Here is a 25,324-nt window from a genome sequence, read left to right as displayed (position 1 = left end):
TCATACCATCGTTTATTTCCGCCTAATCAACAGGAGTCTTTCAATGGCCCTTCAGTTCTGCCAGTCGGTTGCGTACTTTTTCCCTTTTTTCCCGATACTCCTGACCTTTTGCTCGCTCTTCCTCTACCACATGGGCAGGGGCTTTGCTGGTAAATCCTTCGTTGGACAATTTTTTCTCCACCCGGTCCACTTCTTTGTCCAGCTTTTTCAACTCCCCTTCCAGTCTGGAGATCGTCTGCTCCAAGTCGATTAATCCTTCCAGGGGGAGGAAGATCTCCGCACCGGTCACGACTGCGGTCATCGCCCGCTCAGGTCGGCGGATCCCGGTGTTCGCTTCCAAACGGCGGACTCCGCACAAACGGCAAATCGCTGCCACGTTATTTTGGAAAACGGGGAGAAATTCTGTTTCCGCACGGATCAGGAGATCGATCTGTTTCTTCGGTGGGACGTCCATCTCCGCACGGATGTTCCGGACCGAATGAATGGTCTCGATCAGGACCTCCATTTCCTGAACCGCTTCCGGAGCTACAAAAGCGGAATCCGCCTGGGGCCAGGAGGCCACCGTAATACTCTCTCCTTCTACCGGCAGATGTTGCCAGATCTCTTCCGTGATGAAAGGCATGAAGGGGTGTAAGAGACGAAGGGAGTGATCCAACACATGGGCCAGCACCGCCTGAGTACTACGGCGGGCTTGCTCATCTTCCCCATACAGTGGCAGTTTGGCAAATTCAATGTACCAATCGCAAAGCTCATCCCAGATAAAGTGATAGAGTGCCTGCCCTGCCTCCCCGAAATCATAACGGTTCAAGCTCCGGGTGACTCTCTCTACCGTCTCGTTCAAGCGGTGAAGGATCCAACGATCTGCCGTGGACAGTTTTCCATCCAGGGAAATCTCTCCTGGTTTCACCCCGTCCAAGTGCATCAGCGCAAACCGGGAAGCATTCCAAATCTTATTGGCAAAGTTGCGGGCCGATTCCACCCGCTCCCAGCGAAAGCGCATGTCATTGCCAGGTGTGATTCCCGTGGACAGCATATACCGGATAGCATCGGCACCGTACTTCTCGATCACTTCCATCGGGTCCACACCGTTACCCAGAGATTTGGACATCTTGCGTCCTTCTGCATCCCGCACCAAACCATGGATGAGAACATCTTTAAAGGGTTTATTGCCTGTAAACTCCAGGGCGGTGAAAATCATCCGGGCCACCCAAAAGTAAATGATATCATATCCGGTCACCAGCACATCCGTCGGATAGTAACGTTTCAAGTCGTCGCTTTCCTCCGGCCATCCCAAAGTGGAGAAAGGCCATAACCCGGAACTGAACCAAGTGTCCAGCACATCCTCATCCTGTCGGAGCTTCCCGCTCCCGCACCGGGAGCAACGGTCCGGAGCTTCCATCTCTACCATCGTATTCCCACAATCGTCACAGTACCAGGCAGGAATCCGGTGACCCCACCAAAGTTGACGGGAGATGCACCAATCTCGGATGTTCTCGATCCAATGGAGATAGATCTTTTCAAAGCGATCCGGCACAAAGCGGACTCCTTCACCAGACCGGGTATCCTGGATCGCCTTCTCCGCCAAGGGCTGCATCCGGACAAACCACTGTGTCGACAGGTAGGGCTCCACTACCGCACCGGAGCGTTCGCTGTGCCCCACAGAGTGAGTGTGCTCTTCGATCTCCGTTAAGATCCCCTGTTCCTGCAGATCGGTGACAATCTTCTTCCGGCACTCAAACCGGTCCAGCCCGGTGTATGGCCCAGCTAACTCGTTCATCAACCCGGTCTCGTCCATCACCAGAATCGGCTCCAGATCGTGCCGTTGACCGATTTCAAAATCGTTGGGATCATGGGCCGGAGTGATTTTCACCGCACCGCTCCCGAATTCCGGGTCCACATGCTCATCGGCGACGATAGGGATTTCCCGGTTCACAATGGGCAGGATTACGGTTTTTCCAACCAGATGCTTATAGCGATCATCGTCAGGGTGAACCGCCACTCCGGTATCCCCTAGCATAGTCTCCGGACGAGTGGTAGCCACCCGGATCTGGCCTGGGCCTTCTTTGAGGGGATAGTTCATATGATACAGTTTTCCTTGAACCTCTTTATGGATCACTTCAATATCTGACAGGGCCGTCCGTGCTACGGGATCCCAGTTGATGATATATTTGCCCCGATAGATCAGGCCTTTGTTGTACAGCTGTACAAAAACCTCCCGCACCGCTCGGGACAGGCCTTCATCCATCGTAAACCGCTCCCGGGAGTAGTCAAGGGAGAGCCCTAACTTCCGCCACTGCTTACGGATGGTCTGGGCGTAGAGCTCCTTCCACTCCCACACCTGCTCCAAAAACTTCTCCCGGCCGAGTTCATGCCGACTGATCCCATCTTCCCGGAGATGGGCTTCCACCCGGGCCTGAGTTGCAATTCCGGCGTGATCTGTTCCCGGGAGCCAGAGGGCATCATACCCCTCCATCCGTTTCCAACGGATCAGGATGTCCTGCAGAGTCGTATCCAAGGCATGACCGATATGTAGATTTCCGGTCACATTAGGCGGCGGAATCACGATGGTGAAGGGCTCTTGATCCGGGTTTTTCCCCGCCTGAAAAAAACCTCCCTCCAACCAATAATCATACCATTTTTCTTCCGCCCGTTTCGGATCGTAGGCGGTGGGCAGTTGGGACTGTTGTTCAGCCATGATTGAACCCCCTCGAAAAATAAATAAAACCTTCCATCCCAAAGGACGGAAGGTTCCGCGGTACCACCTTTATTCATCGAACCCCCTTCGCTGATCCGCTGAGGGAGTCGATACACTCCATCCCTTAACGCGGGAGGACGGACCGCCCTACTCTTCACTTCAGGCGGACGGCTCTAGGGTGACGTTCAGCGGATTGCACCTGAAGACCTTTCAGCCAGGGGTCTTCTCTCTGGAGAGGATCCACCGCCTACTCTCCCCGTCATCACCGGTTCTTTGGCGGAGACTCCTTCTTCCGGCAGCCTCCGATGGCTCTTTTATTCTAACTTGTCAACCCACTCAAGTCAAATGATTCAAGCCCAAGCAGGCGGACAACCCCGTCCCCGCAAAGAATGATTCGGTCGTACCTTCTGACAACACAAAGCTAGACGGGGATGCCACCCACCTGTCTCTTCCACTCACCTGTGGTGAATTTATGGGCATCCCCTTCAGGAGACCACTCCCGACTACCCATTTCAATGAAATAATAACCTGGATCAGATCTGACACCTGCTCTCTCAGCACCTGGTTATTTCGCCATGCCGAAAGCCTGCTGTACAGTTTCCCACATCAGCTGCGGGTTCGCCAAAAAGGCAAGCAACAGCACCGTGCTGAGAAGCAGGAAGCTGAGAGCGAACAATATCAGAAATCCCCGATACACACTCCGTACCGTCGATTTCACCACGGCCAAGACAAAAACCCCCTTTGCCCACCGTACTCTATCGTTTATTTTGCTCCTTTCCCGACAGATTGTCCACCCTTTTTATTCACATTGTACGGGAATCATCCTTTCCATTCCTTTTTTATCGGAAAGCCCTCTTCTTTTCTCGCTGTTTCCTATTGGCAAATCCGAGAAACGCCATCAGTGGATCGTAAAAACTAATCGCTTTTTTCAAAACGGACACATTGTAATGGAGATGAGAAAAACCAACATAGATCATCCCTCGCCCCTTTTCAACCCTCAAGCCCGAACTGGGAAGAGAGAGACGGCATATAGTTGTGTTAAGGAAACTTTGTTGCCTGGGGTGAATTATTTTTTTATAAGAGGGTGTTTCCATGGAAACCATCTGGGCTTTGCTACTCTCACTGATTCTTTATCTTCCATTGCGGGGGATACAAGGGTGGCTGGGAATCTGTCCATACAAAAAACGCCGGTAACTACCGGCGTACCAGAGAAAAAAATAACCAGACCAAATGCATTCTTATCGGTTTTTTCGTCGGCTAGAACGGACACTCGCTGTCTGGCGTTGTTTTTGCGACTGGGGCTGTCTCTTGTTTGTGTTCCAGACACTTTGCACCCAATCCCGAAACAAGCGAAGCCGATCCATCTCTTCTGACAATGTGCGAACCGCCACGGCTTCCTCCCATCGATCCGGACGGGCGTAATAGGAGGAAATCGTCCGGATCGGGCCCTCCGGATACGCCAGATGAAGCGCTAGAAGTTTCTTTTCCTTTGCCTTCAGAGGGTATTCCGCTTCGTATTCTTTCAACAGGGCAAAGGGATCCACCACTTCATCCCGATCAAAAGGGACAAACCGCCGCAAAAACATCGCCAAGTCAGAAACCGGACTGCCGACATGTGCATGGTCAAAATCGATCCACCGCCAACCCGATGTTCCCACCAACAAATTATGAGGGTGAAGACGCCCATGCACCAGTGTGGTCCGAGGCAAAGCCTCCCCTGTACTTTTTTGCTTGCGCCACCCCTCCACAGAGAAGTGTAAGGCTTTTTCCAAATAATCCATATGCGAGAGTACCGCCTTTTCAAAAGGCGAAGCATACTCCCGTCCCCATGCCACCTCTCGCCATTGCCTCAACCGATCCCCGGCTTCCGTTTTCCCTTCCAACCCACTAGTAGCCACGGCGGAAGCCGGTATTTTTTTGTCGGCAAGCAAAGGTTCACTTAGCTTATGAAGCTGGGCCAACCCTCTGACCAGCTCTTCAAGGGGCACCTCGTCCCCCTTTTCCGCCGCCTCCCCATACCAGGGCAGTACGTACCAGCAACTCCCTTCCTCCTCTACAAAAAGAGGGGCCTCCTCTTTCACTTTCACCGGCAACAGCACATGTTCATACCCCTTCTCCTTCAATTGGGAGAGGGTTTCATGGAGAAAGGTGAGTTGTGCTGGTTCCGCCGCTGTTTTTTTTAGGGCGAATACACCGTCTCCGGTATCCACCCGGAGTACTCCCCGGATATAACGGATCTGCACAGGGGACCAACCCAATGCAGCAAACACCCGGGGAATGACAGGGCCATCCGTTTGGGGATCCAGTTTCAACCGCCTTCCCTCCTCTCATTCGACAAAAAGACCACTGCCCGTGAAGGCACACGGCAGCGGCCGTTTCCGGTCCCATTCATTCTTTGGTGGTGGGAAGATAGAGAATCTGCCCTTGTTCCAACAGATTGGATTCCAGCTGGTTCATCGTCATAATTTTGCTGGCAGGTACCTCATAACGATCCGAGATCGACTCAATCGAGTCCTCCTGATGAACGATCACCATACGCATTTGGGCAAATTGCTCCTTCTCTTCCCCCAAAATCCAGCGAGTCCACTCCAGACCAGGCCCATCCGACTTTTCCTCGCTGTCTTCTTCCCCTTCCACTGCTTGCCCGTCAGCCTCTTCTTCCCCTTCGAAAACTGCGGTTTCCTCTTCCAGTTCTCTCTCGACCATTCTCTCGATCCCGAACTTATCCCGTTCATCATTCAATCCTTGAAAGTCAAATTCTTCTGCATAAGGTTGCCGTAAGAGACGATCGGATAAGTTCTTTTCCTCCCGATCCTGAGTCGGGTGTGCCGGTTTGAATACGATGGTCTTCTCATCTTCTTTCGGCTCGTCGGTCGTCTCTACATCCTTTGACGGCTCCTGATCCGTCAGCGTCTCTGGGGGAGTGTGCGCACCGACCTCATGATCCAGAACCGTCTCCCCATCCGACTCCACCTGTTCCGGAGCGAGAGAGGGATCCGACCGATTCTCTTCGTCGCCCTCTTCCTCTCCTGCCCCCGCTTCCGACGAGGCGATCTCTGCTGGCGACTCCAGCTCGTCAGAGCCGCTTCTGGCGACGTGGACAAACTGATATTCCCTTTGCTGAGGCTCTAAATCCTCCCCTCTGTTCATCCGTTCTTCATCTTGCTCCAGCTCTTGTTCCGAGGAACCCTCTGTCCCCATCCCACCCGGATCCGGAACAGAGAAGGTGGCTACCCGATCCACCGTTTCCACATCTGAGTCTGCATCTTTTGCTGTCTCTTCCAAAAGTCCATCGATGGTCAAAACCGCCTCAATCTGGAGTTCAAAGGGCGACAATACCTTGTAATCGAAAGTCTGAACCTCTGAGGAGACCTGATTCATATCCACCCGATCCGCCGGCAGGGTGATTTCCACAGGAATTACATAGGCGATCTCCTCTGTGCCCGCTGATGCAGATATCCGGTCCTGAATCTCCCCTTGACTTTCCTCCCCGTCGGACAACGGCTCCCCACCCACGTATTCCCCGTTCAGACGGAGATAGCCATGGAGTTTCAGGTGAGTTCCCTGGTCTTCGATCTCAACATCCGGATACAGATCCAGATCCAGCAGACTCTGGATCCCCGGCTGCTGGGGATGCAACCGGACCTTTTCCAGAATGTCAAACCGGAGTTGGCTGTGATTGCTCTCCGTCAAAAAAATCCCCCCTCTATTGGATGTCACCCTCGATGAAACCAACGACATCCCAACAGAAGATGACGCCGGTTACCGACTGTACTGTAACTATATGCGGGTCCCGCCGGGATATACTTATGCCCTGTCCGTCCAATTGGAAGAGGAAGCCCCCCTAACATCTAAAAAAAGCCACCGATGGGAATCGGCGGCTTTCATTCTATTTCACAGTTGATTCATCACATGACGGCTGGCTTCCAGGGTCCGTTCAATATCTTCTTCCGTATGAGCCATGGAGATGAACATTCCCTCAAACTGAGAGGGGGGCAAGGAGATCCCTTGTTCCATCATTCCTCTGAAATACCGGGCAAACCGGTCGGTATCCGCCTGTTTCGCCTGTTCGTAGCTGATGACCCGCTCATCGGTGAAAAAGAGGCAGATCATGGAACCGATCCGGTTGATATGATGAGGAATCCCCGCCTGTTCAGCGTTCTGGTTCAAGCCTTCCTCCAGACGGATCGCCCGCTGTTCCAACTGCTCGTAGGCCCCCGGCTTACCCATTTCCTGCAGGGTGGTGTATCCGGCAGCCATAGCCAGGGGATTTCCGGAGAGGGTTCCCGCTTGGTAGACCGGACCATCGGGAGCCACCATCTCCATGATCTCCCGTTTCCCACCGTAAGCCCCCACCGGCAGTCCCCCGCCGATCACCTTGCCCAGGGTGGTCAGATCCGGTTCGATCCCGAACAAACCTTGGGCACAGTGGTAATCCACACGAAATCCGGTCATCACTTCATCAAAAATCAGAAGGCTCCCATAATGTCGGGTTAAGCGACGCAAACCTTCAAGAAAGCCCGGTTCCGGAGGAACCACACCCATATTGCCGGCCACCGGCTCCACAATCACAGCGGCTATATCATGTCCAAACTTTTGAAATGCGACCCGAGTACTGTCCAAATCGTTGTATGGCACCGTAAGCGTATGTTGACCGGTGTTTTCGGGAACCCCTGGGCTGTCGGGCAAACCCAGCGTAGCCACCCCGGACCCCGCTTTGATCAGCAGGCTGTCGGTATGGCCATGGTAACATCCTTCAAATTTGAGTATCTTGTTCCGCTTGGTATAAGCCCGGGCCAATCGGAGAGCACTCATCGTCGCTTCCGTTCCCGAGTTGACCATCCGAACCGTTTCCATCCCGGGAACCCTCTGTGTCACCAACTGCGCCAGTTGGGTCTCCATCACGGTGGGGGTGCCAAAACTGGTGCCCCGAGCGGCGGCCGCAGTCACCGCTTCCACCACGGCTGGGTGCGCATGCCCCAAAATCAGGGGGCCCCAGGAACAGATATAGTCGATATAATCATTGCCGTCTTCGTCAAAAATCCGGGAGCCTTCTCCCCGTTGGACAAATACCGGAGACATTCCCACACTTTTAAAGGCGCGAACCGGGCTGTTCACTCCCCCGGGGATCACCTGTTTTGCTTCCTCAAAATATGCCGCCGACCGTTCAAAACTTCTTGTCAACGGTCCATCCCTCCCTTTTCCTCAGCCCGCTACAAAAGTTCAAATCCATCCAGAAATCCCATCCCATCAAAAACCGCCCGGGCTTGGGGACCCACTGCCAACGAACGGATCCCCACAATTCCACTGAGCTTTTTGCCTCCTTGGGTTTCCATCACCAAAGTCAAAGTTCGGCCCCCATAGTAATAACAGTCGTCCAGCAACTCCGCTCCTGAAGCCTCGATTCCCGTGACGATCACCGACCAGCTCTTCAGATTAAAAGGTCCCGGCATCTCCAGTGAAAGCCAAGCTTCCTCGAAAGGGATGACAACGGAACGGTGCTCCGTTTTTCCCCGCAACAACCGGAGAGAATAGGTTTCGGCCACTCCTCCGCCTCCTTGACATCCGCTGTGTCCAGTACAATCCTTCGACCAATGGTTCTGTCTTCCTATATGAGACCTCAAGGGCGATTCGTCAACCACCGTGCCGCATCTTTGGCGTGATAGGTCAGAATCAGATCTGCTCCGGCCCGCTTCATGCTTGTCAATGTCTCCAAAACCACCGCCTGTTCATCGATCCACCCCTTGTCGGCGGCAGCCTTTACCATGGAGTATTCCCCACTGACATTATATGCCGCCACAGGCAGATGAAAGTTCTCCTTCAACTGATGGATGATATCCATATAGGCCAACCCCGGCTTCACCATCAACAGATCTGCACCCTCTGCCACATCGGAAGTGGCTTCCCGGAGCGCTTCTTTGGCATTGGCCGGATCCATCTGGTAGGTGCGGCGATCTCCAAATTGAGGGGTGGAATGGGCTGCATCGCGGAAGGGGCCATAAAATGCGGATGCGTACTTGACCGCATAAGACATGATCGGGATGTGGGTGAAGCCCGCCTCATCCAAGGCTTCCCGGATCACAGTCACAAATCCGTCCATCATATTGGAAGGAGCGATCAGATCCGCCCCGGCCTGAGCTTGAGAGACAGCCGTCCGGGCCAAGACTTGCAAAGATTCGTCATTGACGATCTCCCCGTTCTCCACCACACCACAATGGCCATGATCTGTATATTGACAAAGACAAGTATCCGCCATCACATACAAATCAGGATACCGCTGTTTCACTTGGCGGATGGCCCGCTGCACAATCCCCTCATCGGCATAGGCTGAACTGCCACAGGCATCCTTCTCCTGGGGTACCCCGAACAGAATGATCGAGGGAATGCCCAGTTCCACCACTTCATCCACCTCTTCGTCCAGGCGATCGAGGGAAAAGTGAAACACTCCGGGCATGGAAGGGACTTCTTCTTTAATATCACTCCCCTCCACGGCAAAAATGGGATAAATAAAGTCATCCGGGGATACCTGGTGTTCCCGGACCATCCGGCGGATATTCTCTCCACTTCTCAGTCTTCGGTGACGGGCAAAGGGTTTCATATTGATTCCTCCTCCAATGAGATTATGGCAATTGAATCATGGCTTCAATCAGACCATCGATAGTATAAACCTTGGCAACCGCATCTACCTGCAACCCGTATTCTTCCGCTGTCTGTGCAGCAATCGGCCCGATACAGACCACCTGAATGCCATCGAGCCATGACATCCATTGGGATTCCACGTTACTGAGGGCCTTCACAAAATTGCGCACCGTTGATGCGCTGGTGAATGTTATAAAATGGATCTCTCTCCGTTTCAACATCCCGGCCACCTCCCCGATTCCCTGAGAAGCGGGGAGGGTATCATATGCATCCACATCGGTCACCTGACAACCACAGTTCGTCAGCTCAGTGGCCAACAGTTTCCGGGCAATGTTGGCACGGGGAAGCAATATCTTTTCCCCTGGACTTACATGGGGTTTCAACGCCTCGATCAGATTTTCGGCCTGGTATGTTTTTGGAAGGATGTCTACCTGGAGACCCTTCTCTTCCAACGCTTGTGCCGTCTGAGAGCCCACCGCCGCTAACCGGGCCCGATGCATTCGCCGGATATCGATGCGCAGACGGTTCAAATGACGAAAGAAAAAGTCCACTCCATTCACACTGGTGAAAATCACCCAGTCAAAGGTCTCCAGACGACGCAGAGCTTGATCCAATAACTCCTGTTGTTGCGGCGGACGAATCTCAATCGCAGGAAATTCCACAGTCTCTCCACCGAGCCGACTGATTTTCTCCCTCATGGACTGATTTTGACCTTTCGCCCGGGTCAATAAGATCCGTCGTCCAAACAAAGGCTTTCTCTCCAACCAGGCGAGATTCTCTCTCGATCTGACCCCGTCTCCGAGGATCCACAGAGCAACATCATGTGACTCATACTCCTTTGTCACCCCACCGAGATAACCCGTCCACACTTTTTGTTCCATTCGACTTCCATTTTCAATCAGGGCCACAGGGGTATCGGGAGATAAACCGGCGTTCATCAGCTTCTCAGCCACCTGTTGAACCCCCTGTCCCTCCGGAAAAATGATCTGGGTACCGGTCGAATCGGCGACTCTTTCCCAGTTGAGGGTCTCCATCTCCGCAAATCGGTACACCGTCCAATTACCGCTCCCCCAGGCTGGGGCGATCCCCGCATAGGCTGGAAGAGTCGTCTCCAACGGCAATCCGGGAACCGGCTCCGTCTGAATTCCCCTGGCTGCCAGCTCCAGAGCTTCAGAGACTGTGCCCCGGTCGAGATAAGGATCCCCGCTCACCAACCGGACCACTTGCTGCCCCTTCTGACAAGCCTGGATGATTTTAAAGCCAGCGGTTCCGGTCTCCGCCGCTACTCTTCGGGCTCCCTCTGGCAAAAATCGGAACAGTGCTGGGGACACCCTTGGATCGTAAAACAGGATGTCTGCCTGCCGCAGTGTATCCCGACCCTTCAGCGTCAACAGATCCGGATTTCCGGGACCTGCCCCCACCAATGGGATGACCTGTTCCCCTTTCATGCTTCCATCCCTTTCTTCACTTCCTCAAGTAGAGACCGGGCTCCTTTCTCCATCAGTTCTTGAGCCAGACGGCCTCCCAGCTCCACGGGATCTGTCCCTTCCGCCTCCTCTCTCAGTATCGGTGTGCCTGAGGGATGCGCTACCAACCCGCGAAGATGGATCCGCTCCCCCTCCACCTTAGCTCGACCAGCAATGGGCAAATGACACCCTCCCTCAAAGGCTTGAAGGAAAGTACGCTCTGCGGCGACAGCCCGTTCCGTCACCGGATCATTCACTTCTGCTAACAGACTCAATAGCTCTTCATCATCCCTTCGACACTGAACCGCGAGAGCACCTTGGCCTACCGCCGGTAGCATCACCTCTTCAGGAACCACCTGGGTCACTTTGTCGGTCCAATCCATTCGCCTAATCCCTGCTTGAGCCAGGATGATGGCGTCGAATTGACCTTCCATCAATTTTTGATACCGGGTGTTCAAATTTCCCCGAACCGGCTCCACCCGCAAATCAGGCCGATAAGCCAAGATCTGGGCCTGGCGACGCAGACTGCTGGTTCCCACGCAGGCATTCTCCGGCAAACCCTCCAATAGATCCCCTTCCCGAGACAGTAAACAATCCCGAGGGTCTTCCCGCCGGGTAACTGCCCCGAAGGTTAACCCCTCAGGCATCTCACCGGGCATATCCTTCATGCTGTGAACAGCGAAATCGATCCGGCCGTCCAGCAATGCCTGTTCAATCTCTTTGACAAATAATCCTTTTCCACCCACTTTGGACAGGGTGACATTCAGAATCTGGTCCCCACGGGTCACCATCTTCTCCAGTTCCATCTGCCAACCTTGCGGTAGCCGATCCTGTAATTGTTCCATCACCCATTGCGACTGAGTGATTGCCAACTGACTGCGCCGTGTTCCGACAACGATGGTACGCATGATCCTACTCCTCCTTATGGAAACAGTCCAATCGCTTTCCACTCCACTTTACGGGCTGGATAGAATCGCCATTATAACCACCGATGAAAGGAAAAACCCGCGTTGGAAATCAGGTAATTGATCACCACGGTGATAAAAGAGACGAAATTCCACCAAGCGAGACGTTGGCCACTCCAACCCCGGACCGCCCGCTGGTACAGATAGACCAAATAGGTGCATAACACGAGGATCGAGCAAAAGATCTTGGGATCATACCAAAAAGCGCCCCCGATCTGTTTATAGGCCCAGACCCCTCCCAACACCAGTGCTAATAGCAACAGAGGAACTCCGACCATCACCATCCGGTTTGAAAAATGCTGCAGACTACCCAGACTGGGCAGACGGCGAAGAGTCTGGTTCCAACGCTTACGCTTCAGCAACTTGCATCCGATCAGGTACAGCACCGCCGTCACCGCCGACAGGGAAAACAGGGCGTATGCCAGAAAAGCCAAAGTCACATGGACGAACACCAGTTCGGATGACAAGAACTTGGACAAAGGTGCCGATTCCGGAGCGATGTACAGATGAGCCGCTAGAAATGCAAGACCCGGCAAATTGGTGGAAAAGATCAGGAAATCATTTTGATACACCCGATCCATCACCAGAGAGAGTGTCACCAGAACCCAAGAGTAAAACAGGAGGGAGTCCGTTCCCGAAAGTGCTGGAAATCGACTGCTCAAGATCCATGTCAAAAAAACCGTTTGAAAAAACCAAACGGTCATTAAAAGTAGAAGCGCCAACCGGCGCGAACGTCGGCTGGGCTGAAGCAGGTCTGAAAAAGCGAACAACAGGCTCAAAACATAGACATAGATGATTAAATCGTAAAACCACCCCTTGGCAAACACACCGGTCTCCCCCTTCACCCGGGAACGGACAGACCCCTCAACAGGTCCGGGGGGATGGCTTCAGTTGGATATCCCCCGCGGTTTTCCGCCGTGTCGTCTCGATCTCCTTCGCCTCCAGCTGTTCTTCCAACGCAAAAACATGGGCAAACAGCTCAAGCGCCTCATCCCGGTTCTTGGTGACGGCAAGCTCCTTGATACGTGCCAATGGGTCGCGAAGCATCTGGTTGACGATACTCTTGGTATGCTTGCGCAAGACCCGTTTCTCCCGTTCAGTCAGATCGGGCAACTTCCGTTCAATACTGTCCATCGTCTCCGCCTGAATATCCAGCGCTTTCTCGCGGAGGGCTGTAATCAGGGGAACCACACCAAGGGTATCAATCCATTCGCGGAAGTGTTCCGCCTCTTCCCGGATCATCCCTTCCGCCTTCTCAGCTTCCTGTTGTCGCAAGCCCCGATTGGTTTCCACAATACCCTTCAGATCATCGATATCGTAGAGAAAAACATTGTCCAATCCATGAATGGCGGGATCGATATCCCTGGGAATCGCGATATCGATCAGAAACAAGGGGGCGAGGCGCTTATCCACCGCTTTTTCAACCGCATTTTTGGCGATCACCGCCTCTGGTGCTCCTGTGGAACTGACCACGATGTCCGCTTCCCGAATCGATGTCACCAATTGTTGAATCGGTCTCGCCTCTCCATGGAAGCGATCGGCTACTTCCTTCGCTTTTGCAAAGGTACGGTTCAGCACAATCACTCGATCCGCTCCGGATTCAACCAAGTGCTTCGCTGTCAACTCGCCGGTTTCACCTGCGCCGAGCAACAGAACCGTTTTCCCGGTGAAAGTGCTGAACATCTTTTTCCCCAGTTCCACCGCCGCATAACTGACAGAGACTGCGTTTTGGCCGATCTCTGTCGTCGATTGCACCCGTTTGCCCAAGGTGACGGCCTGCTTAAACAGCTGATTAAAGACGGTGCCTGTCACTTGTGCCTCTTGAGCAGTCATGAAGGCATCCTTCACCTGGCCTAAAATCTGCGTTTCGCCCAACACCATGGAATCCAGACCAGACACCACCCGAAAGAGGTGAGAGACCGCCTCGTCATCTTCTTTTACATACAGATTGTCCACAAACTCCTCTTTTGGGATGCCAAATTCACTCTCAAGAAACATCTTGGAGTAATATCGGCCGGTGTGAGGCTGATCACTGACCACATACAGCTCCATCCGATTGCAGGTGCTGAGGATCACGCACTCCAGTATGCTTTTGGTATTGCGGAGCCGCTGGAGGGAACGCCCCAAACCTTCGGCAGAAAAAGTCATCCGTTCCCGAAGTTCCACCGGTGCCGTCTCATGGTTAAACCCTGTTACGATGATGTGCATCAGACTCACCCCGCTCGATCCGGCTCTTCCTTTTGCCGGTTATCCACCTCCGACAGGCCGGTGCTGTCAGCACGTGTAATCCCATGGATTACACCCCGTGGATCGTGTGTATTCATCCCCCATTATAGCACAGGCTATTCTTCCATGAAAAAAGGAGGTTGTGAACAGATTTTGAAGCCGGGCATAAGATACATCAGCCCAGTGCTGTTGATTACCAGAAAACGGGCATCGGAAGGGAGTCGTGTGCTGCCAAAGCGACCTTTGCGCCATGGGCACTACAATCCAAAGGTGCTGAAGCTCTAGATTAAGGTTGCCATCCTACCCAGCGGAGAATCTGGAGGGAGGGCGTTTAGGGGCAACCTCTTCCCTGTGTTGCTTCCGTAAGGCTTTGCCCCTGCCCGATGGTCAGATTTGGAGCGGCCAGTTTTCACTTCCTTGCCGGATGGCAATCCGAGCGTGGTAGAACACGATCTCCCCACCTCAAATATGGCTAATCAACACGCCTGACATCAGCCCATTTTTTTACCGGAGGGAACCGGCATGCAATCTGTCAAAAAAAGTTTCACCCTGTGTCTGGTGCTGAGTCTGCTCCTGCTGATTACAGCCTGCTCGGATGATTCCAACTCTCGTCACGAGCGGGTACGAGTGATGGAAGTGACCCGGTCCATCTTTTACGCCCCCCAGTATGTAGCGATCAATAAAGGTTTTTTTGAGGAAGAAGGGATCCAAATCGAGCTGACCAACGGATTTGGCGGAGATAAAACGATGACTGCCCTTCTATCCAACGATGCAGATGTGGCCCTCGTCGGAGCGGAAACCGGAGTCTATGTCACCTCCCGAGGGGCTCAAAACCCCATCGTCGGTTTTGCGCAAGTGACCCAGACTGATGGCACTTTTCTTGTTTCCCGCAAACCGGTCAAGGATTTTCAATGGAAAGACCTGAAAGGAAAGAAACTCTTAGGGCAACGCAAAGGCGGAATGCCGGAAATGGTGAGTGAACACGTACAACGGAAAAATCATCTCGTACCTCACAAAGAGGTGGAGATTATCCAAAATATCGATTACCAAAACCTAGGCAGCGCATTTGCGTCTGGAACGGGAGATTATGCCCAACTCTTTGAACCCCTCGCTTCCAAAATCGAGCAGGAAGGAAAGGGATATATAGTCGCCTCCTTCGGAGAAGACAGTGGAAAGTTGCCCTACACCATCTACTTGGCGAAAGAGAGTTACCTCAAAGAGAATCCAGAGCTGATGCAGCGATTCACCCGTGCTCTCTACAAAGGGCAACGCTGGGTGAAAAAACATCCTCCTGAGGAGATTGCAGAGGCGATTCAACCTTCTTTCAAAGATGTAGACCGAAAAGTTCTGATCCAGGTGATCCAACGTTACCAGTCACAGGAGACGTGGGCTACAGATCCGGTGATTGACCGGAAGGAATACAACCACTTGCTTCAAGTGATGAAAGAAGCGGGCGAACTTCCAAGCCATGTCCCCTATGACCAAGTGATCCAAAGGGACATTGCCGACAAAGTGGTCAAAAGCTTGAATTGACTACAGTTGGACCGAAGGAGGGATCATTTTTGAGTGACAATCCCATCATGGAAGCCCTACAAGTGACCAAAGTGTACCTGAACCGAAAAGATGAGATCCAGGCACTGGAACCGATCTCTTTTGCCATTCGACCCGGCGAGTTTGTCAGCCTAGTCGGCTCCAGTGGATGCGGAAAGAGTACGATACTCTCCCTTGTTGCCGGTTTGCTCCAACCTACAGAGGGGGAGATTCGGATTGCCGGTGAAAAGGTAAAAGCACCCAACCGGCGTGTCAGCTACATGTTGCAGAGGGATTGTCTGTTGGATTGGCGCACAGTGGAGGAAAATATCGCCCTCGGTCTGGAATTCAGAGGAATGGCAGATTCGAACACCCGAAAACAAGCCCACTCCCTGTTGGAAGAATTGGGTCTGGAACATACAGCGAAGCAATTCCCCTCCCAGCTCTCCGGTGGGATGAAACAACGCGTGGCCCTGGTGCGGACATTGGCAGTCCAACCTGAAATCCTCCTGCTGGATGAACCCTTCTCCGCCGTGGACTACCAGAATAAACTCCACTTGGAAGAACTATTGATCCGGGTTTTAAAAACTCGTTCGATGACGGTTCTGTTGGTTACCCACGATCTGGAAGAAGCTCTCGCCATGTCGGATCGAATCCTGGTGATGGGTGGAAGACCGGGCAAAATCCGTCGCACACTGACAGTCCCTGATGAACTCCGATCCGCTTCTCCATTGGAAGCTCGAGGAAAATCCTCATTTCGCCCCCTGTTTGATGTGTTATGGAAGGAGATGGAGCTGTGATGAAATGGATGGATGCCCGATTGACCCGGGGGGCCCAATCAGAGATTCACGCCCGTTACCTGCGACGTCTCCGACTGATGGATAGATGGGTGAGCATCACCCGTTGGGTCATCCTGATTGTTTTTATTGGTGGATGGGAGATCAGTGCCCGGTTAGGCTGGATCGATCCTTTCCTCTTCAGTAGCCCCCTTCGCGTCTGGAACCTGTTTTTGGAGATGCTGACCGCCGGCGATTTGCTTCACGACATCGGGGTCACCATCCTTGAAACAGTGATCGGTTTTATCCTGGGCACAGCTGCAGGTACGGCTCTAGCCACGTTGATCTGGGCCTCTCCCTTTCTTTCTCGGGTATTGGATCCCTACCTGGTGGTTTTGAACAGTATGCCCAAGGTGGCTCTCGGACCCTTGTTTATTGTCGCCTTCGGCGCCGGATTCGGCTCCATCCTGATGATGGGTGTAGCCCTCACCATTGTGATCACTACTTTAGTGATTCACAACAGCTTTCAGAGTGTGAACACCGACTATCTTAAATTGGCCCGCTCCTTCGGAGCCACCCGGTGGCAACTGTACACCCGGATCATCTTCCCTGCCTGTATCCCGGACATGATCGCGGCATTAAAGGTGAACGTCGGCCTGGCATGGGTTGGAGTGATCGTGGGGGAATTTCTGGTTTCCAAAAACGGATTGGGATATCTGATCATGTACGGATTTCAAGTATTTAATCTCACCTTGGTCATCTTGAGCGTCGTGATTGTAGCCATCTGTGCCACAGTCATGTATGAAGCCGTCTTCCGCCTGGAAAAGCACTTACTTAGACATCGCAATTTGGAATCATGATCGACAAAATCAGAAAAAACCGGGCCAACCTCCGTTGACCCGGTTTTCTATAGAATCAGCGCGACTCCCCTCAATCCAACAACACCAACTCGTGTTGGATCGCATAGATAATCGCTTGGGAGCGGCTTTTGACGCGTAGCTTTTTCAATATGTTACTTACATGGATCTTGACGGTTTTGTCACTGATAAAGAGCTGTTCGGCAATCTCCTTATTGGACAGCCCTTTCACCATCAGATTGAGAACATCCAATTCCCGAGGAGTCAGGGAATCCTCGTTAGAGCCCCGATCCGTTTTTTTGCCTCCACTAATATTGTCCAGCAGTTTTCTGGCCATCACCGGATGGAGGGTAGACTCCCCCCGGAAGGCGGAGCGAATCGCATCGATCACATCAGAGGAGGGGGCATCTTTTAACAGATAACCGGTCGCCCCGGCCCGAATCGACTCATACAGGTATTCATCCCTATCAAACATGGTCAGCACCAGCACTGCCACTTTTTGATCTTTGGCCCGGATGCGCCGGATCGCTTCCACCCCGCTCATCCCTGGCATATTGATATCCATGAGCACCACATCAGGTTGCAATTCTTCGATCATTGTAAGCGATTCCGCTCCGCTGCTCGCCTGTCCAACGACCTCCATGTCCTCTTCCAGACTGATAATATTGGACAGACCATCTCGCAAAACCGCATGGTCATCCACCAATAACACGTTAATGGGCATGGACAGCCGCCTCCTCCTCTTCTCCAATCGGTATGGTCAGGATCACCCGGGTCCCTTCTCCCTCTTCACTATCAAACTGTAGGGCGGCACCTAAATTTTGCGCCCGTTCATTCATCCCCACGATCCCGTAACGCTTTTGCGCTTCCGCTTTATACACCGCTTTAGCCAGGGAAAAACCGACACCGTTATCCTCCACTGTCAACCGTGCCTCGTCGGATTGAAAGTCCAGGGAAACTCGAATGCGGGAAGCTTTGGCGTGTTTGGCGGCATTGGAGAGAGCTTCGTGGCAGACCATATAGATGGTTTCCACCGCATCATCTTGGAGGGAAACTTTTTCTCCCTGGGTTTCAAAGATACCCTCCGCTCCGGTTTCATTTTCAAATGCCTCTACACGCCTGCGCAGAGCCGGGACAAGCCCGATCCGGGCTGCTGGGGAAGGACGGAGTGCCGTGATCGAGTGGCGAACTTCTTTGAGACCGTCTCGCAATTCCACTTGACTCTCCTCCAACCACTCCCGTACTTGCTCCGGTCGGGAATCAAAAATCTTAAGAGATGATTCCACTTTCATCAGTACACCTGCAAAGGATTGAGCAATCCCATCGTGGATTTCCCTGGCCAAGCGATTCCTCTCTTCCGCGACGCCCCGCCGTTCTCTCTCTTCCACCAAGCGCGCGTTTTTGATTGCCACCACCGTCTGACTAGCCAATACTTGCAGAAAGGTGAGATCCACTTCTTCAAAGGCTCGTTGCTCCATTTTCCATAGGGTGATCACTCCCAACACCTCTCCGTCCATCTTGAGAGGGACAGAGAGGACCGAACAGACTTCATCCATCTCCTCCATATCCTCCAGACATCTGGGATCTCGTCCAGCATGGTGGATCAGAGCGGGAACCCCATGGGCCGCGACCCATCCACTGATCCCCTGATTCAACGGAGGTTGCCACTTCTTCAGATGATCCGATACCTCTCCCGCCGTCACCGCGGGATGAAGCCGGCCGTTCTTCAACAGATAAAAGAATCCACGATGGTAGGGAATCACCTTGGATAAGGGCAGAATCGTTTTTTCCATCACTTTGCGCAGATCCAGATTCCGGTTAATTTCTGTGGCTAGAACAAACAGCAATTTCAATTTCTGTTCTTTTCGCGCCAGCCGCACAATGACATTGGACAGGACGGCAAAAGCCGCCAGGGGCGCATAGAAAAACAAAAATGCCAAGGGGTCGGACTCCCGCCCTCCATGGAACATTCCATAGTTTGCGAGAGAGTAGATCAAAGATAAGAGAGCCGCTCCCGATTCCAATTGCCAATTGGCCCACCAAAGCCGTGTCCGCCGCGGATGGGGGCGGATCAGTTCGATGCCGTCGCGAACGCCTTTGCTGATCGTTTCATAGACCAGCACACTTCCCGCAATCGCCAGAAACGGCATTGCCATCCCACCTTGATCGATCCAGCTTGTCCCCACTTCATTCAGGAACCATTGGATCCCGAACAATCCCAGAATGGTATACCCGGTCCGGAAAGCTGCCCGGTACAGGGAGTGCTTTTTGATCAAGGTCACCGTCAGGACGATCGCTGTATATACCACTCCTGTCAATCCCGGAGAAAACATGGAGGTCAGTGTAAACAGAAACGGGAAGTGAACGGTAATCCTTCCCTCCTGACCCGGAAACGGGAAAAATTCCGTAACCATCAATAGAGAAGCCAACACGATCAAGTGCAGCGGACTCCATTGGATATCCAACGGTTGCATCAAAACCGTGAAAACAGAAAGAAACCATGCAAAAAACACCACTGCCCATCGACTGGTTCGTTCTAACCAATTCTGCCATTTCATACAGATCCTACCCGCCAATCTTTTTGTACTCTTGCGAAAGCTTATGTAAATCGATACATCCGGCCATAGAGAGGAACGCCCGAAGTTATGGATCCGACTTGAACTCTTCCCAACCTCCTTCCCCGCTTCTCCATCGGCCGGATCAGCGGCCCTGCGTAATAGTTCTTTGGTCAGAATAAAACTCATTCAAATGTCTTATTCAATCTTAACATAATTTTACCGTAGTTATTAAGACAGGAACCATGGAAACAGCCGGATTCTCCTCGAAAAGTTCTTGTCTGTCCGGATTTCAATCTGTGATACTATGAGATTTGAATCAATTTTTATATATCACCAGATGGTTCCATGACCGGATGGAGTTTGTCTGGAGGTGTTCTCCTCTTTGTCGGGACACAAAAAAACACTGATTGATCGTAAAGGAGAGCCGACATGCGTACAAAAACCATCGGATTATTAATTGTCCTTGCTGGCATATTTTTGTTACTTCGGGAACAGGGAATCGAACTCTCCCTCGACACTCTCTCCTGGGAATTGATTCTGGCATTAGCAGGTTTGCTGATGATTTTCTTCTCTCGCCACAAGCCCAGGCATTCCTATGGGATGATCTGGGGTGGAATCGCATTGGGCTTGGGCGTCCACGCTTGGGGAATGAAGCAGATCAAAGATTGGCCTGCTCATTGGAGCATGTTCCCGGCCATCATCGGTGCCTCTCTTCTCATCTTCGGCGGTCTGCTCAGAAAAAACAGAAGCCACGGCACCATCGGTGCTTTGCTGTTGCTACTCGGATTATTCGCCTGGCCAGGTGTGACGGAAATCCCAGGACTCCATCCGATCGCCCAATTTTTGAACAGCTATTGGCCCGGTATTTTAGTGATATTGGGTACTTATATGGCCTTTAAGAAATAATCCGTCGGTCTCCGGCGATTTTTTACTGCTTCTCCGTGCTAAAAATCCCCGTATCGCGTTGCATACGGGGATTTCAACACCTTACTCCACATCAAAGGTGGTGATCGATTTCTTTTTCTCTCCATGGCGCTCTAAAGCCAAATCGATCAATTTAGAAATCAACTCTTTGTAACTGATGCCAGAATGCTTCCACAGATTGGCATACATGCTGAAAGGAGTAAAACCAGGCATGGTATTGATCTCATTGATCAGAACCTTCGAATCCGAATTTCTGATGAAGAAGTCGACTCGGGCTAGACCGCTACAATCGATGCTCTGATAGGCTTTCAATGCCAATTGGCGGATTTTTTCCTGCACAGGCTCTGGCAGTTCTGCAGGAATCCGCATCTCCGATCGACCATCGATGTATTTCGCACGATAGTCATAAAAATCGTTGGAAGAGACGATCTCACCGGGTACAGAAGCGACTGGCTCATCATTTCCGAGAACAGCTACCTCCACTTCTCGGGCATCAACAAACTCTTCCACAATCACTTTCCGATCATAACGGGCCGCCAATTGAAGGGCTGCCTTCAACTCCTCTCGGTTTTTCGCTTTGGAAATACCGACACTGGATCCCAGGTTCGCTGGCTTGACGAAGCAAGGATAGGGAAATTCGGCTTCGATTTTGGCGATGACTGCCTCCATGCCCTGTTCCATCGACCTCCGCAAACAGAACGTAAAAGCTCCCTGAGGAAGCCCTTCCTGGGCAAAGATTTTCTTCATCAACACCTTGTCCATGCCGACAGCGGAAGCGAGAACACCTGCGCCCACATAAGGGATGTCGGCGAGTTCCAACATTCCCTGAATGGTCCCATCTTCACCGAAAGTACCGTGAAGAACCGGAAACACCACATCGATCTCCTCCCATTTCAACGCCGGCAAGGAGGTGGTCACAGGAAACTGTTCCTTAGTTTTCGTCCGCTGGCCCAATTCCTCCAGCAGTTTGGGTTCCATCTTCCCTTCCAAGGCGGGAAGAGCATAGGCTCCCGGTTGCCAATTCCCCTCTGAGCTGATCCACACCGGTAGAACGTCCATCTGTTCTGGATCCATGGCCTGGATCACCGACGCGGCAGATTGAAGTGAAACTGCGTGTTCTCCGGATTTGCCCCCGAAAAGCACCGCCACGCGAATCTTCTGATCCATCCTGTTCCCCAACCTTTCTCCCAAAGGTATCTGTCTACTGCTCCGGCTCATCATCCTGTCATATGTAATCTATTCAGTCCTGTCCTCATGGGTTCCCTTGTAATTTACATCGGTCTTGGACGATCGGGATGGGTTTCACATGACCTTTTCGTTATTCTTACGCAGGGCTGTTGATGAACCATAAAGTGCATAGGAACGAAACGGCCCTTTCGCTTTTCCCGTTGCCCTTTCACAAAATATCGCTTGAGGGGACGGCTACGATCTCTTGCAAAGTGCGCATAGCGAGACCCGGGAGCGGAAAGCGACCCTGGCGAGACTTGTGCCCTATGGGTGCAAAGGCTCTTCACCGTCCCCCCATCCCGACCTGATTTCCTGCCTAAGATATGGCTAATCAACACGCCTGATTCTTACGAGTCAAAGACGCTCTATTGAAACCCAACCTTTCCTGCATAGTGACCTGGTGTCCTGTAGGTATGACGACTTTTTCACAATGCTTCTAGTTGGAGGATGAATGCTGCTCTGGTATTCTTTTTCGTATTTCCGCCCAAACCTCTTCTTTCCCCTTTCCGGTCTGAGCAGAGAATAGAATCAGAGGGACATCTGCCTCCAGCTGAAGACCCTCCCGGACCTGTTTCAAGTGTTTCTGCCAGCGGCCACGGGGAATTTTATCTGCCTTGGTGGCCACGATCACCGTCGGGATCCGGTAATATTTCAGCCATTCGTACATCGCAATGTCATCTGGGGTAGGTGGATGGCGCACATCGATCACCTGGATCACACCACGAAGTTCATCCCGTTTGCTGAGGTAACCCTCAATCATGCGGCCCCAAGCCACTTTGACCGATTTGGGAACCTTTGCAAATCCGTAGCCGGGCATATCCGCAAAGAACAAGGCCCCGTTGATCCGATAGAAATTGATGGTCTGGGTCTTTCCCGGTTTGGAACTGGTCCGAGCCAAATTTTTTCGATGAATCAAGCGGTTGATCAACGAGGATTTTCCCACGTTGGAACGCCCAGCCAGAGCAATTTCCGGCAGGGCGTCCATAGGATATTGAGCAGGTCCGACGGCGCTGATGACAAACTCCGACTCAGTCACTTTCATGGAGGTCCCTCACCAATGCCAGTTTCAACACTTCATCCATATGGCTGACCGGGGTGATTTTTAAATCTTGACTCACACTCTTAGGGATCTCGTCCAAATCCTTTTCGTTCTCTTGGGGAATCAGAATCCGGGTCAAACCCGCTCGGTGAGCAGCCAGAGATTTCTCCTTCAGTCCCCCGATCGGTAAGACACGTCCCCGCAGGGTGATCTCACCGGTCATCCCGATCTCCCGGGAAATGGGGATCCCTGTCAGCGCGGAAATCAGTGCTGTGGCCATGGTGATTCCAGCAGAGGGACCGTCTTTAGGGATGGCACCTTCCGGCACATGAATGTGAATATCATTTTTCTCATTGAAATCAGGATCGATCTGCCACTCTTTCGCCCGGGAGCGGATATAGCTAAATGCCGCCTGAGCGGATTCCTTCATCACATCTCCCAACTGGCCGGTCAGAGTCAGCTTTCCTTTACCAGGCAGAACGGATACTTCGATGGTGAGGGTATCCCCACCGGCAGCAGTCCAAGCCAAGCCCGTAGCCGCTCCTGTCGGGTTCGTCTCCTCTGCCTTCCCGTAGCGATATTTTTCCGGCCCCAGATATTTGGGGAGATTTTTGGCAGTGATAACCACCCGCTTTCGATCACCGGAAACCAATTGCTTTACGCCTTTACGGGCCAATTTGCCAAAAGTTCGTTCCAGATTTCGCACACCAGCCTCCCGGGTGTAATACCGGATCACATGGCGAATCGCATCTTTGTGGATCTGGAAATTCTCCTTGGTCAGGCCATTCTCCTCAGTCTGTTTGGGAATCAGATATTCCTTGGCGATCTGTTCCTTTTCAATCTCGGTATACCCAGAAATGTACAGGGTTTCCATCCGATCCAAGAGTGGCTGAGGAATGGTGTGCAGGGTGTTGGCTGTGGTGATGAACATCACTTTCGACAGGTCATAGGGTACCTCAATATAGTGATCACTGAAGTTTTTGTTCTGCTCCGGGTCCAACACCTCCAACAGGGCGGAAGCTGGGTCTCCCCGAAAATCCACCGTCATCTTATCGATCTCGTCCAGGAGAAAGACCGGGTTGGAAGTTCCCGCATTTTTGATTCCCTGAATGATCCGTCCGGGCATGGCTCCTACATAGGTGCGGCGGTGGCCACGGATTTCTGCCTCATCCCGGACTCCTCCCAGGGAGATGCGGACAAATTGGCGGCCCAATGCTCGAGCGATAGAGCGACCCAGGGAGGTTTTTCCCACTCCTGGGGGTCCAACCAGACACAGGATGGGTCCCTTCAGCTGCTGTACCATCTTTTGCACAGCCAGATACTCCAATACCCGCTCCTTCGCCTTTTCCAATCCGTAATGATCCTCTTCTAGAATTTTTTCCGCCTTTTTCAGGTCCAGGTCATCTTCGCTCTGTTTTAACCATGGAAGCTCCAGCAACCATTCCACGTAGGTACGGATCACACCACCCTCGGCGGAAGAAGTGGGGATCTTCTCCAAGCGTTGCAGTTCTTTCTCAATTCGTTCCTTCGTTTCTTCAGGCGCCTCCAGCTCTGCCAGCTGCTCCCGAAGTTCCTCCACTTCCCCGAGACGACCTTCTTTTTCTCCCAGCTCTCGCTGAATCGCCTTCATTTGCTCTCGGAGATAGTACTCTTTCTGAGTCTTTTCCATCTGTTTTTTGACACGCTGGGAGATGGTTCGTTCCAGTTCCAGTACTTCCCGTTCATTGTTCAGCATGGACAGGAGAGTCTCCAGACGTTCCTGGATCTCCACCGTCTCCAGAATCTGCTGCTTATCCTCCATTTTGAGGGGAAGTTGGGAAGCGACCACGTCTGCCAGACGACCGGGTTCATCGATATCGGATACCCCTGTCAATGCTTCTGGAGAGATCTTTTTGGACAGCCGCAAATACTGTTCAAAATGATCCAATACCGATCGCATCAAAGCCTCCACATTTATATCATGAACTTCCTCCTGAATGATCTCGCGAACACGTACTTGGTAATGGGATTCAGTCTCCAAAAACTCCAGAAGCCGGGCCCGGGACAAGCCTTCCACCAAAACCCGAATGGTCCCGTTGGGCAATTTGAGCATTTGCCGCACCCGGGCAATTGTACCCATCTTATAAATATCCTCTGGCGTCGGTTCTTCCAGCTGAACCTCATGCTGCGTCGCAAGGAGAATCAGATCATCCTCCACCATTGCTTGCTCCAGAGCTTTAACTGATCGTTCGCGGCCCACATCCAGGTGCAAAACCATGTTGGGGTAAACCAGCAAACCACGAAGTGGCAGCAATGGTAGTACACGTTCCTCCTCTTTTACAGCCATGAATGCACCTCCGAATGCCGTCTCCGATGTCGTTTTGTCGAGCTTTGTACGATTTTATCTTATTCATTCTCTTTTGTCCATGACAGCTGGCCGATT

Annotated in this window: 21 protein-coding genes and 1 other annotated feature; of the genes, 5 read left to right on the top strand and 16 right to left on the bottom strand. The window is 52.4% G+C overall.

All coding sequences use genetic code 11. From position 1 onward, the window contains the following. Positions 1-40: 40 nt before the first annotated feature. The 4 genes from JOD24_RS03615 to JOD24_RS03600 form a co-directional block, all read right to left on the bottom strand. Positions 41-2,695, bottom strand: coding sequence for a valine--tRNA ligase (locus JOD24_RS03615; RefSeq protein ID WP_429246355.1), 2,655 nt, complete (start codon positions 2,693-2,695; stop codon positions 41-43). A 38-nt stretch (positions 2,696-2,733) separates the two neighbouring features. Continuing rightward, positions 2,734-2,967 (bottom strand) — a binding site (T-box leader). 293 nt (positions 2,968-3,260) lie between these two features. Continuing rightward, complete coding sequence (locus JOD24_RS03610; RefSeq protein WP_380163505.1) at positions 3,261-3,422, bottom strand: hypothetical protein; 162 nt, start codon at positions 3,420-3,422, stop codon at positions 3,261-3,263. A gap of 511 nt (positions 3,423-3,933) precedes the next feature. Continuing rightward, positions 3,934-5,007 (bottom strand): phosphotransferase, encoded by a 1,074-nt coding sequence (locus tag JOD24_RS03605; RefSeq protein ID WP_429246354.1) that lies wholly within the window; start codon positions 5,005-5,007, stop codon positions 3,934-3,936. A 76-nt stretch (positions 5,008-5,083) separates the two neighbouring features. Next, the gene (locus tag JOD24_RS03600) at positions 5,084-6,388 is read right to left on the bottom strand and encodes a LysM peptidoglycan-binding domain-containing protein (protein WP_429246353.1); all 1,305 of its coding nucleotides are present in this window, start codon (positions 6,386-6,388) and stop codon (positions 5,084-5,086) included. On the opposite strand from JOD24_RS03600, the gene JOD24_RS03595 reads away from it, so the two are divergent. Beyond that, positions 6,375-6,599 carry a hypothetical protein gene (locus JOD24_RS03595; protein ID WP_380163499.1) on the top strand — a complete coding sequence of 75 codons (225 nt, stop codon included), beginning with the start codon at positions 6,375-6,377 and terminating at the stop codon, positions 6,597-6,599. The genes JOD24_RS03600 and JOD24_RS03595 overlap by 14 nt on opposite strands. Here the strand turns inward: JOD24_RS03595 and hemL are convergent. The 7 genes from hemL to hemA all read right to left on the bottom strand — a co-directional run bounded on the left by hemL (position 6,590) and on the right by hemA (position 13,973). Then, on the bottom strand, positions 6,590-7,879 hold the full coding sequence (gene hemL / locus JOD24_RS03590; RefSeq protein WP_380163497.1) for a glutamate-1-semialdehyde 2,1-aminomutase: 1,290 nt from the start codon (positions 7,877-7,879) through the stop codon (positions 6,590-6,592). The genes JOD24_RS03595 and hemL overlap by 10 nt on opposite strands. A gap of 29 nt (positions 7,880-7,908) precedes the next feature. Next, the gene (locus JOD24_RS03585) at positions 7,909-8,241 is read right to left on the bottom strand and encodes a hypothetical protein (protein ID WP_380163495.1); all 333 of its coding nucleotides are present in this window, start codon (positions 8,239-8,241) and stop codon (positions 7,909-7,911) included. Between the two features lie 74 nt (positions 8,242-8,315). Continuing rightward, complete coding sequence (hemB, locus tag JOD24_RS03580; RefSeq protein ID WP_380163493.1) at positions 8,316-9,293, bottom strand: porphobilinogen synthase; 978 nt, start codon at positions 9,291-9,293, stop codon at positions 8,316-8,318. A gap of 22 nt (positions 9,294-9,315) precedes the next feature. Further along, positions 9,316-10,782, bottom strand: coding sequence for a uroporphyrinogen-III synthase (locus JOD24_RS03575; RefSeq protein ID WP_429246352.1), 1,467 nt, complete (start codon positions 10,780-10,782; stop codon positions 9,316-9,318). Further along, a complete protein-coding gene (gene hemC, locus JOD24_RS03570; RefSeq protein ID WP_380163489.1) occupies positions 10,779-11,708 on the bottom strand; it encodes a hydroxymethylbilane synthase in 930 nt (309 codons plus the stop codon). Before hemC ends, JOD24_RS03575 begins: the two co-directional genes overlap by 4 nt. 71 nt (positions 11,709-11,779) lie before the next feature. Then, positions 11,780-12,592, bottom strand: a complete 813-nt coding sequence (gene ccsA / locus JOD24_RS03565) for a cytochrome c biogenesis protein CcsA (RefSeq protein WP_380163487.1) — start codon at positions 12,590-12,592, stop codon at positions 11,780-11,782. A 37-nt stretch (positions 12,593-12,629) separates the two neighbouring features. Continuing rightward, positions 12,630-13,973 (bottom strand): glutamyl-tRNA reductase, encoded by a 1,344-nt coding sequence (hemA, locus tag JOD24_RS03560; protein ID WP_380163485.1) that lies wholly within the window; start codon positions 13,971-13,973, stop codon positions 12,630-12,632. Between the two features lie 540 nt (positions 13,974-14,513). On the opposite strand from hemA, the gene JOD24_RS03555 reads away from it, so the two are divergent. From JOD24_RS03555 to JOD24_RS03545, 3 genes are read left to right on the top strand one after another with little or no spacing between them, the layout of a single operon-like run. Beyond that, positions 14,514-15,524, top strand: coding sequence for an ABC transporter substrate-binding protein (locus JOD24_RS03555; protein ID WP_380163483.1), 1,011 nt, complete (start codon positions 14,514-14,516; stop codon positions 15,522-15,524). A 29-nt stretch (positions 15,525-15,553) separates the two neighbouring features. Next, the gene (locus JOD24_RS03550; protein WP_380163481.1) at positions 15,554-16,321 is read left to right on the top strand and encodes an ABC transporter ATP-binding protein; all 768 of its coding nucleotides are present in this window, start codon (positions 15,554-15,556) and stop codon (positions 16,319-16,321) included. Beyond that, on the top strand, positions 16,321-17,157 hold the full coding sequence (locus JOD24_RS03545; RefSeq protein WP_380163769.1) for an ABC transporter permease: 837 nt from the start codon (positions 16,321-16,323) through the stop codon (positions 17,155-17,157). The genes JOD24_RS03550 and JOD24_RS03545 overlap by 1 nt, the downstream gene beginning before the upstream one ends. A gap of 70 nt (positions 17,158-17,227) precedes the next feature. On the opposite strand, the gene JOD24_RS03540 is transcribed toward JOD24_RS03545, so the two are convergent. Together JOD24_RS03540 and JOD24_RS03535 are read right to left on the bottom strand one after the other, a co-directional pair. After that, a complete protein-coding gene (locus JOD24_RS03540) occupies positions 17,228-17,878 on the bottom strand; it encodes a response regulator (protein WP_380163479.1) in 651 nt (216 codons plus the stop codon). Then, positions 17,868-19,712, bottom strand: a complete 1,845-nt coding sequence (locus JOD24_RS03535; protein ID WP_380163477.1) for a GAF domain-containing sensor histidine kinase — start codon at positions 19,710-19,712, stop codon at positions 17,868-17,870. The genes JOD24_RS03540 and JOD24_RS03535 overlap by 11 nt, the downstream gene beginning before the upstream one ends. A 429-nt stretch (positions 19,713-20,141) precedes the next feature. On the opposite strand from JOD24_RS03535, the gene JOD24_RS03530 reads away from it, so the two are divergent. Further along, entirely contained in the window at positions 20,142-20,618 is a 477-nt protein-coding gene (locus tag JOD24_RS03530) for a LiaF transmembrane domain-containing protein (protein WP_380163475.1), read from the top strand. 81 nt (positions 20,619-20,699) lie between these two features. On the opposite strand, the gene JOD24_RS03525 is transcribed toward JOD24_RS03530, so the two are convergent. The 3 genes from JOD24_RS03525 to lon form a co-directional block, all read right to left on the bottom strand. Then, positions 20,700-21,803, bottom strand: coding sequence for a D-alanine--D-alanine ligase (locus JOD24_RS03525; protein WP_380163473.1), 1,104 nt, complete (start codon positions 21,801-21,803; stop codon positions 20,700-20,702). Positions 21,804-22,299: 496 nt separating this feature from the next. Beyond that, positions 22,300-22,905 (bottom strand): ribosome biogenesis GTP-binding protein YihA/YsxC, encoded by a 606-nt coding sequence (yihA, locus tag JOD24_RS03520; RefSeq protein ID WP_380163471.1) that lies wholly within the window; start codon positions 22,903-22,905, stop codon positions 22,300-22,302. Then, on the bottom strand, positions 22,892-25,228 hold the full coding sequence (gene lon / locus JOD24_RS03515) for an endopeptidase La (RefSeq protein WP_429246351.1): 2,337 nt from the start codon (positions 25,226-25,228) through the stop codon (positions 22,892-22,894). The genes yihA and lon overlap by 14 nt, the downstream gene beginning before the upstream one ends. Positions 25,229-25,324: the final 96 nt, after the last annotated feature.

The organism is Kroppenstedtia sanguinis (assembly GCF_050433445.1).
Taxonomy (GTDB): domain Bacteria; phylum Bacillota; class Bacilli; order Thermoactinomycetales; family DSM-45169; genus Kroppenstedtia; species Kroppenstedtia sanguinis.
This window is presented reverse-complemented; position numbering and strand designations above follow the sequence as displayed.